The sequence below is a fragment of the Brevibacillus sp. AG genome (genome assembly GCF_028369215.1).
In the GTDB taxonomy this organism is placed as follows: domain Bacteria; phylum Bacillota; class Bacilli; order Brevibacillales; family Brevibacillaceae; genus Brevibacillus; species Brevibacillus porteri.
The window spans coordinates 14474-28983 of record NZ_JAQMYO010000013.1 but is presented as its reverse complement, the minus strand read 5'-3'; the positions used below and the strand labels follow the sequence as shown (position 1 = coordinate 28983).

The window sequence follows — 14510 nt, the reverse complement described above, 5'->3', positions numbered from 1 at the left end:
GTTTCTCTCATTTCTATTCTATTTAGTCGCTTGCAGCTTCAACTGCTTTACCCGGGCAACAAATGCCTCGGCAATCTTCAACATGTCGTCGTCGTGTGCCCACATCCGTTCTGGATGCCACTGTACACCTACATGTAGCCCGTCGAGGCTTTCCATCGCCTCAATCACACCATCAGCCGCGCATCCTGTGACTTTGAAGCCCCGTGCTATGTCTTTGACTGCTTGGTGGTGAGAGGTGTTCACGAGCACCTCTGTCTTTCCGAGGGCATCCGCGACAAAGCCAGGTTGCAGCGTAATCTTATGCGCCCCGTATTGCCGTGAACCCTTCTGCGCATGCTGTAATGCTCCTGGTACTTGACTCGGGATATCTTGAATGAGGGTGCCGCCACACGCCACATTCAAAATTTGCATCCCGCGACAAATGCCCAGGATTGGCTTTTTCAGCTCCAGCGCAATCTTGATAATCTCAAGCTCTGTGATGTCTCTCTCGTAATTGATATCGCCCAGCCCTTGCAGCGGGTCTTCGCCGTACAAATGCGGCGACGGATCTTCACCACCGGACAAAATCAAGCCGTCCAGGGATTCGATCATCTCACGAAACGGAGCTTCCTGAATCGTCAGCAGTGGCAAGATCAGTGGAGTACCGCCACTGCGCGCAATTCCGTTCACATAGCCTGAACCTACATAGAAAAACTGGTCGAGATCGTTCTTCGGAAAATACATTTTCGTACATGCCACACCAATGATCGGACGCACGCCAGTCACTCCTTCATAGACTCATGATTACTTTTGATTGGAAGCGTACTTGAAGTCGATGAACCCGAGTGCATCTACCACCACATCTTTTACGCTATCCTGCTTCACCCACGCATAAGTGAAATAGTAGATTGGCAACGCAGGCATTTCATCCATGACGATTTGTTCAGCTTTCTTGAGGATTTCCTTACGCTTCGCTACATCCCCTTCTTTGGCAGATTGCGCGAGCAAATCGAGGAACTCCTTGTTTTCCCATTTGGATGTATTCAGTCCACCCTTGAAGACTTCCAGGAAGTTAATCGGATCGTTGAAATCGCCAATCCAGCTACCACGACCGATTGTGAAGTTTCCTTGCTTCATGTCCTCGCGGTGAACCTTGTTCTCTTTGTTAACCAGTTTGACTTCGATGCCAAATGCTTTGCGCCATTGATCCTGAATGACTGTCGCAATACGTGAATTGACCTCTGACGTATTGTATGCAATCGTGATCGGTGGCAACTCTTTGATCCCCGCTTCTTGCATGCCTTCTGCCAAGAGCTTCTTCGCGGTCTCTACATCGCCGTCTTTGATGTATCCCTCTGGTGTGAGTGCCATGGTTGGCGGGAGAATCCCCGTCGCTGGCGTGCTCTTGTATGGTACGACATTATCGGAGATTTCCTGACGATTGACTGCCGTAGCAAACGCCTGACGAATCTTTTTGTTGTCAAACGGCTTTTGCGTCGTATTGAAAATGTACCAGTACGTACCGGCTGTCGCTTGAGCTTGCATCTTTCCAGATTCTTTCAGAGCATCCAGCGCATCCAGTGGCAAATCGCCCAGTGGTGAGCCTGCCCAATCCAGGTCACCTTTTTCAAACATCGACAGCTCCGTATTGGCATCCTCGATCATGTTCAAGGTCAGCGTGGACAATTTGACAGCGTCCTTATCCCAGTAAGAATCGCTCTTCTCGAATTCGATCTTTGATTTGTGCTCCCAATTTTTCAAGGTGAATGGCCCGTTTGTCATGTACGTCTCTGGCTTAGAAGCCCACTCTTTGTTGCCCTCAACCGCTTTTTTGTTAACCGGGAAATAGGTGACAGATGCAACCAGTTCCGGGAAAAACGGCGCAGGGTTTTCCAGTGTAACAGCCAATGTCTTGTCGTCGGTTGCCTTCACACCGACATCTTCGGCTTTTGCCTTGTTGGCGTTAAAGGCTTGCCCATTTTTCAAATAGTACATCTGGTACGCGTAACCGGATGCGGTTTTCGGGTCAAGAACCCGTTTCCATGCGTACTCGAAGTCATGAGCGGTAACCGGATCTCCATTGGTCCATTTGGAGTCCCGCAGATGGAAGGTGTACGTGAGACCATCAGCGGAAACCTCGTACTTCTCTGCGACCGCCTCTTTCAGCTCGCCTTTTTCATTCAAGCGCAGGAGGCCATCAAATGCTGCACGGGCAACAGACATCGAAGGGATATCTTCTGCCAGTCCAGGGTCGATCGTGCTTGGCTCACCAGAATTCAGGTTGACCTGCATCGTTTGAGGGGCGCTACTCTGCTCCTGCTTTGCACCTGTCGTCTCCCCCGTGGTGCTTGCTTGCGGTGTTCCACAACCAGCGAACGCTAAACTGGTTAATAGAACAGCACAAAATGATAGTTTCTTCCACTTTTGCAACAGCAAAACCCCCATCTTAGGAATAATTCTTCTTGATTGTTAGGAGCATGACTAAATAATATTATCTTGAGAAAATTTTGTCTACATCGAAACAAAAGGAGATGGGTCTACATGTTATCCAGTCTTTTTGCCCAAATATCCAGCCTGATCAAGGACGCTGGAGGGGAATGGGGAATCTTTTTCGAAGATTTGCGAACCGGTGAAACCTTATCCATCAACGAAGATCAACGCTTTTATGCAGCCAGTGTGATCAAAGTCCCGATCATGACAGCTGTTTTTGCAGAGGCGTACGCAGGCAAGTTTGCCTTAGAGGACAAAATCCAGCTGCGTGCAGAGGATCTCGTTGGCGGTGCAGGTGTTCTTCAGCATATGACTCCCGGCACTGAATTTACGATTCGCGATCTGGTTACCCTGATGATCATCCAAAGCGACAATACAGCAACGAACATAATGATTGATCTCGTCGGAACAGAGAGCATTCGCAACGCGATGCAAAAAACAGAAATGACAAACAGTCACTTCTACAATAAGCTCATGGTCATCCCAGCCGAATTAGAAGGATACAATGAGGTGACGGCAAAAGACATGGGAAGCCACCTCCGATACTTGGCAACAGGAAAAGTGATCTCCTACGACAGCTGTTTGAAAATGGTCGCCATCTTGAAGACTCAGCAGCACCGTGACCGCATCCCCTTCCTTTTGCCTGACCCAGACGGTGATGTGATCGGGATGATTCCGAAATGGGAATTCGCCAACAAGACTGGCTCTGTGACCAAAATCACGCATGATGTCGGCATCCTCTACATCGGTTCTCATGCTGTCACCTTGTCCATTTTAAACAAGGGACTCGAGCAAAAGGATGCTGCCGACGTCATGGCGCAAATCGGCAATCTTGTTTATCACGTATATAGTCAGAAAGCATAATCCATGTGGCCTGCCATCTCCATTGGCGGGCTTTTTTCTATGTAACTTTGCATGAGAAAAAACAAGCAGGCATTCCTGTCTTCAAGGAACACCCGCTCGTCATCGACTTATTCTTTTTCCAAAATCAGCTTGGCAACGTTCATCGCACTAGAGAAAGACAGCTCAGACAGCTGACCTTGTCCTTCACACCAGTCACCCGCGAAGAACAGGTTGCGGTAATCCGGCATGAAAATCGGCATTGGCTTCTGATTCATGGTCCACTTGATCTCCTGTACGACTGCACGAGCAGAAACGCGCGGCACAACCAATTGCTCACGCCAGCCAGGGAAATGCTTGTCATACAGGTTTTCAATCTCTTGTTTGCGGATTTCGGCCGCTTCCTTGTTCCCTACTTCATCCTGACGCATGTAAGCAGTCGCCTGCAGCAGCTGTCCGCCTTCAGGTACACAAGTACGGTCATAATACGAAATATCGGTAATGAAAATATTGTTTGCTTTTTCGTAGATGTAAGAGTACGGTACGTCAATTCGCTCTTTCAAGCCAATGTCATACACCATAACAACCGTTGGCTCGTATTCAGCATGCTGTGCAACCGCATGCTCCAGGCGCGTCTCCGCAAAGACCTTCGCCATCTCCTTCGGCGGAATACAGCAAATAAATTCATCCGCCGTAAATTCGCCCTCCGGTGTCACCACTCCAACCACACGATCATTCTCTACTTGGAACTTCTCTACTTTGGTTTTGATCAGAATCGTACCTTGATTTGCTTCAATGATGCGTACGAATTCATTGATCAACGCTTGCCAACCACCACCGATATACGCTACCGGTTTATTCGTTGTAAACAAACGACTGTAGTACGCAAAGAATACGTCAGAAGGAATCTTTTCAGGCTCACGTGTGAAGAAGTTAGAAGATGCAAGCGTCAACATCATTTCTCGCACTTCTTCGTTGACTTGCTTTTTCTCCATCCACTTTTGAATCGACATATGTGGATGGCCTTTCTCCATTTTTAGCATCGTTTTCAAAATCTCAAACGTGAACAATACTTTGTCCATGCCTTTTAAGAGCTTCGTTTGGAAAAGTCCTTGTACATTCGCCGGAACTGCAGTCAGATCGCTACCAATATCGTACTTGGCTTTCGTCGGATTGAAATCCTGCCAATCGATGTTCAGACCCAATTCTTTTTCAAACGTTCTCAAAACGGAGCTGTCGCGAGCATAAATAGCGTGGGCACCGAAGTTGAAGTTAAATCCTTTGATCTTCAGTGTAACGGCACGTCCACCCAATTGACCGCGTTCCAAAACTGCAACTTTTTTGCCTTTCGACGACAGGTAGGCGGCACTGGAAAGACCAGCAAGTCCCCCACCTACAATAACAACGTCATAGTGATTGGTTGTCATACACAATCTCCCCTACGCACTAGCGATGTTGAATACATAAGCTAAACCCTATCCTAGTCTAAGGGATGGATAAGGTGGAAGTCAACTATTATTGGACTGTGTCTATTTTTATACTGACTTATACCAATATTTACCTAATGAACCAACTTGTTTACCGCTCTTCTTGAAGCAGTATGCCCCGCTATTCGCCGTATATCCAGCCAATGAAGACACGACAAAAAAGCCCTCTATAGCAGTTATCTGCTTGATAGAGGGCTCTTGCGTCATTGCAAGCAGCGAATTAATCGTTTCGGCGAGTCATTTGCTGCCAAACGGTACCGCTAGCCGCCTCGCCGCTTTCAATGCGCTGCACGGCCATTTGGACTTGCAAGCTGACCTCGAACTCGGGATCATTCTGTGCGGCACGCAAAGCGTCCAAGGCGGTTTCATCACCCACCTCAAACAAGTAGCGAGCAGCGCGCCAGCGTACCAGCTTGTTTTTATCCTTCAACGCTTCACACATCGGTAGAATCGCGCGCGTGTCTCCTAAGTCAGACAAGGTATCGCCCGCTGTGCGTCGTACAGAGACGGAATCATCCCGGAGCGCTTCAAACAACAGCGGGAAAACATCATCGCCGCCGATCATGCCCAGATATACAACCGCCAGCCTGCGAATCGACGGTTTGCCATCACGAAGCGCTTTTTCCAAAACAGGCAAATCCTCTTCGGTAGGCTCCATTCGATCCAGCACTTCATATCTTTTTTGCCAATCCGGATCATCGAGCATCTCCAGCGTAACGACTTTCTTCTCACGCACGACTGACTCTGGGGTTTCCCCGGGACCAAGCGCCATGGCCTGTTCCACGATTTCTTCTACACGACTCTCCGGATAGGAGGCATCAACTTCCAATGCGACCTCTTCACCAATCTCACGCAAATCGCCGTAACGCACGCCATGCTCGACCCATTTTCGCTCCATGATAAGGTTGGGCGACGCAGAGCCTGCACGCACGGCTGCCTGTCCAAAACGCTCTGGCAGGGCTGCACGAATCTGTTCTGTTCCCATGGTCACCTTGACCTGCATCGGTACACCGCGGAACATTTGAACGAACACTTGCGCCTCTCCAAATGCCCCCGCTTCCTCCGCAGACAGGTCAGGAACAGCCGCTCCTCCACCTGCTTGCAAAACCTCGCGGGCGACAGTCAAAATACGCTGCCAATCTGCATTAGATTTTCGCTCCAGCGCAAGAAAATCTGCCGTATGAAAAATGGAGGTAACCCCTTCGATCTCCAAGAGCTTGTTCATGAGTTCTGGTGCTTTACTCGCATCTTTCTTTGTATAGACATGTTGGACCCCATCCGGCAAACGCTCGTCTACATTCAGCTTCATGACGTTTGGACTCGGCGTCGGTTCGATGGACAACAGTTTCATATATTGAGTCACTCCTTTTTATGCAAAAAAGACGTCCTTTTTGAACAACCTTTTGTACAGCGGACTTGCTTTCCCTTCTATCGTAGCATGGAACCCGATTCGTTTTCCAACCCGCGAGCTGTACAAATGCAGTTTGATAATTACAGCTCCAGCTTATAGTAATCGTTCGCTGATTTCACAGAAAAACCGCATGATTCATACAAGCCCAGAGCCTTGCTGTTTTCGCAGGCTACCTCCAGTGACACGTGTGGATACCCTTCCTCCTCCAGGAGTTGGATTGTTTGGGCCAAAGCCTGACGTCCGTAGCCTTTCCCCTGATGATCCGGGTGGACACAAAATCCATAAATGAATGCCTTGCCTTCATTTTTCCTGGCACTTATTTTGCCAATCGCCTGTTCGTCAACTACCATCAGATATGTACAGGATTTCGGATCTCCTGCCATATTCTCTGACATCTCTCTGGCGCGTTCTTCCTCTAATTGAAAGCCATGGACATTCAGCCAGATCAATGTTTCGAGATCATTGGCAGTCTCGGGGCGGAGGTGTACATTTCCCAAGAGGTTTCCTGTTTGCTTTTCGCCCAATTCCATCCGATATTCCGAGAATTGATAATCCCCACCGATTCGCTCCATGTATGACTTGCCGCTCTCCGAATCCCGCTGAACGATATATAAATGCGCGGGGATGCCTCTTCTTCTGCATTCGTCTGAGGCTTTTGCTTGCAGTGCTGTAAAAATGCCATTTCTTCTATAAGCTGGATGGACCATTCCGCTCACTTCTGCCTCGCCACTGTGAAACACATAGAGTCCGAGAAACCCGACCAGCTTTTCGTTCACATAACAAAGGAAATCTTCTTCATGCTCCCCCGAACGCTTTTCTAGCATACTCGGGTTCACTTTGAGATCAATGCCATCCTGCTCGTTACATATGGCAACCAGTTCTTTAATGTGTGCCAGTTCCTCTATGGTGAGTGTTTTTCTTGCCGTGATCGTATACGTCAAAGCGAAGCACCCTTTCTACTGTTAGAAGTAACGTCTCTGTATTTCAGCAATGGTTTCTTCCAAATTATTGGCGACCTGCGGAATAGAATAGCCTACGTAAAGAGGCGAGGTAACAAACCGGGGAACCACTTTGGCGATCAGCTTTTCTCCCCAATGGTAGAAGAAAAAATTGTAGCTTTGGTTGCGCGGATTGACATGAGTCAGTATCCAATGTGCTAAAATTTGTAAGTAGTCTGCCATTTTCGGCAATCGATCAAAGTCCGATAGAATGACGTTGTATTCAAAAAAACCTGCACGGGGATGCGTAGACAGATTGCATTCAATCCCTGCCTCTTGATCGATTGTCATGCCATTAAAATCACTGTCTTTTACCTGATCCAGATAGTTATAGTCATTTAATCCGACGATCTGCATGTGCGGATGACGGATGCTCCCTCCGGAATACGGGCCGTGGTTTTTGAAAAACAGAACGGAACGATAAGAGTTGCTTTGCTCCATTTCCAGCCACTTCTCTACCCCGAATGCCAGCAATGCTCGTACATGCTCTTTGGAATAGACAGACCAATCCCCTTGGCATTCATCCGTCTCAATCAAAACAGTCTGATGTGTCTCCTCCAGAACAGGGAATTTGTTCATGAGCCAAATCATGGAGCCCCGCTGCTCCAAAACGTCTGTGAGACTGTTTCGATCACAAAAAGGACAGGCCGTTTCTGTGTTGTTTACACTCACTGGCTTTTTTCTGCCTATTTGCATGTTAAAGTGCAAGTGCGTCTGCTTCATTCCCAAGTCCCTCCAGTTTGTGCTACTTCCACTTTACACGCATTTCCTGGGAAAATCATGACGTTTTTTGCCCAGACGACACTTTTGAAACCTCAATTGGACTGCCTATTTTTCAATGTCTGTGGCGTTTGTTTCTTTTTTTATCTCAAATGTTTTACATACAATGGAAAGCAGTGAAACCTGGAAAGGTGTTGGAATTGGATGGAAAAATCATTTTATTATCCTGTTAGCTGGAGCGAGGCCCAACATTACAAAACGTTGCTTGATCAAGAAGGAGTCCCTTATGAAATTCAATCCCCGCTCGATTTGCCTGTCTTGGAAGAAGGTAAGCTGGCCATCGTCTTTCCTTCCATTCCTTTACGGATGTACGTCTGGGTGCGAACCTTGTTCTATCGTGACGGCCTTCGCTATCCGGATACGTTTTCGTTAGATTTCAAACTACATTAATCATGAGAGGAAAGGGACCGGTATCGTCGGTTTTCATAACATAGTAAGAGCGGCATTTCGTATCGTTTATGGGGGAGGTGAAGAAGCTGCCGTCCTACAACATCCGTATCTCGATTGCGAGGCTACGTCTCGATCTGTTCGATGGGAACCGACTCATCCGTTCTTATCCTGTTGCCTTGGGCAAAATTGCCACATCGACGCCACGAGGGGATTTTACCATCATCAACAAAGTCCCCTATCCGAATTCCTATCCGGGAGGTCCTCTGAGTGTATTCGGAACCATCTGGATGGGACTAAGTAAGCCACACTACGGCATTCACGGCACGAACGATCCTTCCTCAATCGGCAAGTATGTATCTCACGGCTGTATTCGCATGTACAATGAGGACGTGAATGCTCTGGCAAAAATCGTGCCCATTGGTACGCCCGTTCGAATCAGACAGCAATAAATAAACATGCAAAGACCCGCCTCTCTTAAACCAAGGGCGGGTCTTCTTTACATAAGATGAGTCTTTTTCGTTCTTTCTGCTTCCGTTTCATCCGCTTCCAAGAATATAAGATATCTTCTTGCTTGCTTGTACATGATCGATAACGTCATTTCCCTGATCTTGTTCATGATCACTTCTTTATCCTCTGGATGCACTTCGGAAGAGAGCTGTTGTTCTTGTAGCTCTAGGTAAGACATCACCCATTCCGGGTCTAACTTATAGGCAGGCAACGACAGCGACTCCTCTACTCTAGTAATCTACTCTAGTCTACAGGTGGAAGCGTCGCATTCCCAGCCCTCAATTACTGGCTACGCCACTAATTATTTCCCTTGCTCCAATTCCTCTACCAATGCAGATAATTCCGCCCAACGCTCAATGGTTGCTTCCAGCTCTGCCGCCACTTGCTGTTCTTCAGCATAGAGCTTTTCGATTTTGCCGTAATCGCTGCCAGACGCTGCAATCTCTTGTTTTAGCTTGACGCTGCGCTCTTCCAAAGCCGCGATCTTTCCTTCAATCGCATCCCATTCCTTCTGATCCTTGTAGGACAGCTTGCGCGTGCGGTTGTTGCCGCGATTAGCCCCGCTGTTGCTTTGCGCCTTTTCTGCCTGCTGATCCGCTTCTTGCACCTGTGTTGCTTTTTCCTGACGTCTATCTTCCAGGTACTCGGAATAGTTGCCGTAGTACTGACGAATGTTTCCTTGCCCCTCAAAAGCAAACAAATGGTCAACTGTACGATCGAGGAAATAGCGGTCATGCGATACCGTAATGACTGCGCCTGGGAATTGCTCGAGATAGTCCTCCAAAATACTGAGCGTTTGAATATCCAAATCATTCGTAGGCTCATCTAAAAATAGCACATTCGGCTCTCCCATCAGTGTACGGAGCAGGTAGAGACGACGACGTTCTCCACCAGACAGGCGGGAAATCGGTGTCCATTGCATATGCGGCGAAAACAGGAATCGCTCCAGCATTTGCGAAGCCGTGATCGACTCGCCATTGCTCGTCTGAATGACCTCTGCTGCTTCCTTTACATATTCGATGACGCGCAGCTTTTCGTCCATCTCGACGCTATCCTGCGTGTAGTAGGCGATTTTAACGGTCGTCCCGATTTCCAATGAACCACTATCCGGTTGAATTCTTCCTGCGAGCATGTTCAAAAGTGTCGTTTTTCCACTTCCGTTTGGCCCGATAATTCCCACACGATCACCCGGCAGGACAATATAGCTGAAATCGTTGATCAGTTTTCGCTCACCGTACGCTTTATTGATATTTGTAAGCTCGATCACCTTTTTGCCGAGACGACTGGCCCCGAGTGCCATTTCCATCTTGGCGGCAGGTCCATCTACGGCTTTATCTCGTAACTCCTCAGCCCGTTGCACACGCGCCTTTTGTTTGGTCGTTCGCGCTTTTGCTCCACGACGCAGCCATGCCAGCTCGCGGCGAAGCAGATTTTGCCGCTTGCTTTCTACGGCCGCTTCATTTTCTTCACGCTCTGCCTTTTTCTCTAAGAACATCGCGTAGTTGCCTTCATAGCTGTACAGCTTGCCGCGATCCAGTTCAAACGTGCGGTTCGTCACGCGATCCAAGAAGTAGCGATCATGGGTGACGAGCAGCAAAGCACCCTTGTAGCGTGACAAATACTCTTCCAGCCACTCGACTGTCTCATTGTCAATATGGTTCGTAGGCTCATCCAAAATGAGCAGGTCTGCTGGTTGGATCAAAGCTCGTGCCATTGCTACCCGCTTTTTTTGTCCACCAGAGAGCTCTCCTACCTTTTGCGAGAAATTGTGCAGGCCAAGCTTGGTCAGGATCATTTTGGCTTGTGTATTGCTCTCCCACGCATCAGCCGCATCCATCCCGTTTTGAACAGCAAACAATCGCGCCTGCTTTTTCTCGTCGTCAGGCGACTCTTGAACAGCCTCTAGCGCTGTTTCATAATCACGCAAAAGCTGAATGAGTGGAGAATCGCCGTAAAATACTTGTTCCAGTACGGAGGAGTTTTCGTCGAAATCGGGATTTTGCGGCAAATACTCCACATGGAAATGATTCGCATGAATAATTTTCCCGCTATCCGCTGTATCCAAGCCCGCCACGATTTTCAAGAGCGAGGATTTTCCCGTACCATTTACACCGATCAGACCAATGCGCTCTTGCTCGGCAATATGAAAGGAAATGTTATCAAACAATACTTTTTCTCCATAGCCTTTGGAGAGGTTTTCTACTGATAATATTTGCATGAACGTCACCTGTACTTTTCTATTTGCGTATCGAGAAGCCATATGAATCTTACACTCGATGGTATCATGTTTTTCGCGCAAGCTCTAGGGTGATTCAATGGATTGCACAAATATTGGAATACCATCTCATTAATGGTAAAATATTGAATATAAAGTAATAATGACACATGTACAAAAATAAAATAGGAAGCGTCACCAGCAATCAGGCATGTCAACGAGCCCAAACAGAAGAGGCGTACTCTTTTCATTGAGCACACCTGCTTTTACTCTCCTAACGACTGTCCTACTCTTTGCAGCACGCTGCCAATCCGTTCATTTTGGATGACCTCATCTGCCCACGCATCCAATGGGGTTGGTTCCTGATTGACAATGACCAGCTTGGCTCCTCTTTCTTTTGCATGCTGCGGAAACCAATTGGCAGGACTCACCGTAAGCGAAGAACCTAATACGATGAACAAATCGGCTTGTTCCGTCCACGAGATGGCCTGATCGACTTGTGATTGCGGCAAAGATTCGCCAAACAGGACAACACCCGGACGCAAAAATCCTCCGCATGCGCAAATCGTCCCTTGATCCTCCAGATAACGTGTATTGGCATACTCGGTCCCGCAGGCAAGACAGCGGATTTTCGCAAGGGAGCCATGGAGTTCGGCTACAGCCAAGCTTCCCGCCTCTTGATGAAAGCCATCTACATTTTGTGTAATGACCCCATGAACCAATCCACGCCGCTCCCATTCAGCTAAGCACTCGTGTCCGGTGTGTGGCTTGCAAGACAGTAGACCTTGAATGCGCATCTGATAAAATTCCACAAACGCTTCCCGATTCTCCATCATTGCGCGTGTACTCGCGAGTTGCATCGGATCTTTGCCGCGCCACAGCCCAGACTGTGAACGAAAATCAGGCAAGCCACTCTCTGTCGACATGCCTGCTCCGGTGTATACAACGGTAAAGGAAGATGTCCGCAACCAATGTGCCAGATGATCCATCATGGTTCTCCCCTTCATCTTTGAAAATGTTCTTCTCCTGATTGTAATAGAAGAATGCCGAATTTGGGAGACCTGCCCATCAAGGCACTATCTGTCTTACCATTCAATAGGATGGATAAACGGGTTGTGGCGTATATCCGGTATGGTAGGGATTCGTGCCATATTGTGGATAACCGGTCGGCTGTTGATAGACTGGGTGCTGTCCATACCCACCCTGCTGCACATAGTTGGCATCGTAATAACCGTAACTGTCTGGCAACTGACTCGAGTAGCCATAGTACGGGTACTGGCTTGAGGCAGCTCTATCTGGCAACTGCCCCTGCTGCTGACATCCTACCGGCGGGCCAATCACGACTATTTTGGTAAGAGGCGCAAATGTTTCTTTTACCTTTGCTTCATCTAAACAATACGTATGTGCCCACACACTTGCTGGAGTCAACCGCAAAATATCGGAGCCAAAGATCACCTCAGGAGTTGGCGCATCAAAAATAGCCAGTAAGTGCGTATCGTCAGTCAAGGCCATTTCATAGTGCCACCAGCCCAGCGGGATATTGGCAACTTGTCTCGGTTTAATATTATAGTTGAGCAATTGATTGGTAAAAGGATTGATTAGGGACACAATGGCCTCACCAGCGATGCAATACACCAGCTCCGATGCATTTTGATGGATGTGTGGCTCGACAACATTTCCGGTTGTCAGGAAAATATCCAGCAACGAACTGTTACCTAATGTATTTAACTGTGCGATTCCCAGGGAATCGATGAAGTTCTGATCGTCCTTTTTAAAAAACAGATTATTTCTCATATCGTACGTAAACTGAGTATTTGGCGATGTATAGTCGCGATAGGAAGTAGCCATCGTCGTTTGATCCTCCCACCGTATGGGTATTTGACTCATTCTGTATCTCTATTCCCGTTCACAAAATATGTGCACCCATCTGTTCCATCGAGAAAGAGACACACCTTTCACCCTCCCCTTTACACAAACATATCCTACTAAAAGGCATAACGGGTACTCGAGGAGGGTGATCTTGTTTGGCTACTTATTTGGTCTCGGACATACATGGTCAGAATCAAGCTTTTCAAAAGGCGCTGCGGGACGTTTCCTTCTCTCCCCAAGCTGGTGATCGTCTATACGTATTGGGGGACATGGTCGATCGAGGACCTGAATCAAAGGAAGTATTGCTCGATCTACTCGCTCTTCGGCAGGCGTATCCGAACCAAATCTATCTCATAAAAGGGAACCACGAGCAAATGCTCGAGGATTGGCTGTCCGGCAACGGCAATCCGGAGCTATACCTGCGCTACAATGGCGGCGATGCCACCATACGTTCTTTCTTAGGGAATCACCCGCTGCGGCGAGCTTTTCTTAACCGGATGCCTTCTTTGCAGGAACAAGAAGAAGCGCGGCAATTTATTCTTTCTCACTATCCAACAATTTTGCCAGCCTTGTCGTCTCTTCCTTTGTATATAGAGCTGCCAGCCGATCCGCGAACCGGAACTCCAGCCGCACTTTTGGTACACGCAGGCATTCGACCCGGCATCCCCTTGCAGGAACAAAACCCACAAGATTTACTATGGATTCGCGAGCCTTTTTACCTTTATTATGATGGAGAACTCCCTATCGTCTTTGGCCATACCCCTGTTCCAGGATTACCTCAATACTCAGGCAGCGGTCCTTGGCGCAGAGACAATATGGTCGGCATTGATGGTGGCGCAGGATATTGGCGAGGCGTCATGCTCGTCGAATGGCCTTCTCTTCAATCCATTTTCGTACCGATTCGGGATAGGCAATCCTCTCCACAAGTACGGGTCTACTGATCGTGCTAGGGAAAACTGGGAGCTTTCGCACTGGTGCTCCTACCTGCTGCAAGCGCATCGGGTAGTGCATCCAGTATGATTCGAGAGACAAGCCCATTCGTTCAACAAATTATTACTTTTTATAATCTACTTTCGATTTGTAATATGTTAAGATATGGACGAGGTGTTTATATGAAACGTCAGCAAATCGTGGAACAAGCCATGTTTGCCGCTTGGGGAGTGTCCCTGATCGCAACAGGAGGTAGTTTGTTTTTTTCAGAGGTATTAAAGTACATACCATGTGACCTGTGCTGGTACCAGCGAATCTTGATGTACCCGCTCGTCATCTTACTCGGGGTAGCCTCCGCGAAGAAAGATGACAAGATCGCTTCGTACGCCTTGATTCTCTCCATCATAGGAGGACTCACATCGCTGTTTCATTACTCGATTCAAAAAATACCTGCCCTGCAAGATCTGGGTAGCGCTTGCGGCATTGTGCCATGCAACACGGACTATATTAACTGGCTAGGCTTTATCACTATTCCGTTCCTTGCTCTCATTGCCTTCACCTTGATCAGCATCCTGCTTGTCATCGTTATGAAAAATGCAAAGGAGAAATGATTC

The 14510-nt window shown here is 48.0% G+C and carries 15 protein-coding genes; 5 read left to right on the top strand and 10 right to left on the bottom strand.

Annotation, left to right across the window (positions count from 1 at the left end; genetic code table 11):
• Positions 1 to 18: 18 nt before the first annotated feature.
• A complete protein-coding gene (locus tag POF51_RS26740; RefSeq protein WP_069850368.1) occupies positions 19 to 756 on the bottom strand; it encodes a gamma-glutamyl-gamma-aminobutyrate hydrolase family protein in 738 nt (245 codons plus the stop codon).
• A gap of 27 nt (positions 757 to 783) precedes the next feature.
• The gene (locus POF51_RS26735) at positions 784 to 2409 is read right to left on the bottom strand and encodes a peptide ABC transporter substrate-binding protein (RefSeq protein ID WP_069850735.1); all 1626 of its coding nucleotides are present in this window, start codon (positions 2407 to 2409) and stop codon (positions 784 to 786) included.
• 111 nt (positions 2410 to 2520) lie between these two features.
• Between POF51_RS26735 and POF51_RS26730 the strand changes: the two genes are divergently transcribed.
• A complete protein-coding gene (locus POF51_RS26730) occupies positions 2521 to 3333 on the top strand; it encodes a serine hydrolase (protein ID WP_069850370.1) in 813 nt (270 codons plus the stop codon).
• 107 nt (positions 3334 to 3440) lie between these two features.
• On the opposite strand, the gene POF51_RS26725 is transcribed toward POF51_RS26730, so the two are convergent.
• From POF51_RS26725 to POF51_RS26710, 4 genes are all read right to left on the bottom strand, one after another.
• Positions 3441 to 4736 carry a phytoene desaturase family protein gene (locus POF51_RS26725; RefSeq protein WP_017247658.1) on the bottom strand — a complete coding sequence of 432 codons (1296 nt, stop codon included), beginning with the start codon at positions 4734 to 4736 and terminating at the stop codon, positions 3441 to 3443.
• Positions 4737 to 5016: 280 nt separating this feature from the next.
• Entirely contained in the window at positions 5017 to 6147 is a 1131-nt protein-coding gene (locus POF51_RS26720; protein ID WP_069850372.1) for a virulence factor, read from the bottom strand.
• A 140-nt stretch (positions 6148 to 6287) separates the two neighbouring features.
• Positions 6288 to 7148, bottom strand: a complete 861-nt coding sequence (locus tag POF51_RS26715; RefSeq protein ID WP_271756474.1) for a GNAT family N-acetyltransferase — start codon at positions 7146 to 7148, stop codon at positions 6288 to 6290.
• A gap of 21 nt (positions 7149 to 7169) precedes the next feature.
• Positions 7170 to 7928 carry a DUF4931 domain-containing protein gene (locus POF51_RS26710; protein ID WP_069850376.1) on the bottom strand — a complete coding sequence of 253 codons (759 nt, stop codon included), beginning with the start codon at positions 7926 to 7928 and terminating at the stop codon, positions 7170 to 7172.
• A gap of 201 nt (positions 7929 to 8129) precedes the next feature.
• Between POF51_RS26710 and POF51_RS26705 the strand changes: the two genes are divergently transcribed.
• On the top strand, positions 8130 to 8375 hold the full coding sequence (locus POF51_RS26705) for a hypothetical protein (protein WP_007727802.1): 246 nt from the start codon (positions 8130 to 8132) through the stop codon (positions 8373 to 8375).
• A gap of 68 nt (positions 8376 to 8443) precedes the next feature.
• Complete coding sequence (locus tag POF51_RS26700) at positions 8444 to 8824, top strand: L,D-transpeptidase (protein ID WP_170831621.1); 381 nt, start codon at positions 8444 to 8446, stop codon at positions 8822 to 8824.
• Between the two features lie 47 nt (positions 8825 to 8871).
• Here the strand turns inward: POF51_RS26700 and POF51_RS26695 are convergent, their stop codons facing one another.
• The 4 genes from POF51_RS26695 to POF51_RS26680 form a co-directional block, all read right to left on the bottom strand.
• Positions 8872 to 9093 (bottom strand): hypothetical protein, encoded by a 222-nt coding sequence (locus tag POF51_RS26695; RefSeq protein ID WP_069850378.1) that lies wholly within the window; start codon positions 9091 to 9093, stop codon positions 8872 to 8874.
• Between the two features lie 90 nt (positions 9094 to 9183).
• Entirely contained in the window at positions 9184 to 11100 is a 1917-nt protein-coding gene (locus POF51_RS26690; RefSeq protein ID WP_271756473.1) for an ABC transporter ATP-binding protein, read from the bottom strand.
• Positions 11101 to 11363: 263 nt separating this feature from the next.
• Positions 11364 to 12086, bottom strand: coding sequence for an NAD-dependent deacylase (locus tag POF51_RS26685; protein WP_069850382.1), 723 nt, complete (start codon positions 12084 to 12086; stop codon positions 11364 to 11366).
• Between the two features lie 103 nt (positions 12087 to 12189).
• A complete protein-coding gene (locus POF51_RS26680; protein ID WP_271756472.1) occupies positions 12190 to 12945 on the bottom strand; it encodes a cupin domain-containing protein in 756 nt (251 codons plus the stop codon).
• Positions 12946 to 13121: 176 nt separating this feature from the next.
• On the opposite strand from POF51_RS26680, the gene POF51_RS26675 reads away from it, so the two are divergent.
• Both POF51_RS26675 and POF51_RS26670 read left to right on the top strand, forming a co-directional pair.
• Positions 13122 to 13907 (top strand): metallophosphoesterase family protein, encoded by a 786-nt coding sequence (locus POF51_RS26675; protein WP_069850386.1) that lies wholly within the window; start codon positions 13122 to 13124, stop codon positions 13905 to 13907.
• Positions 13908 to 14078: 171 nt separating this feature from the next.
• Positions 14079 to 14507, top strand: a complete 429-nt coding sequence (locus POF51_RS26670) for a disulfide oxidoreductase (protein WP_069850388.1) — start codon at positions 14079 to 14081, stop codon at positions 14505 to 14507.
• Positions 14508 to 14510: the final 3 nt, after the last annotated feature.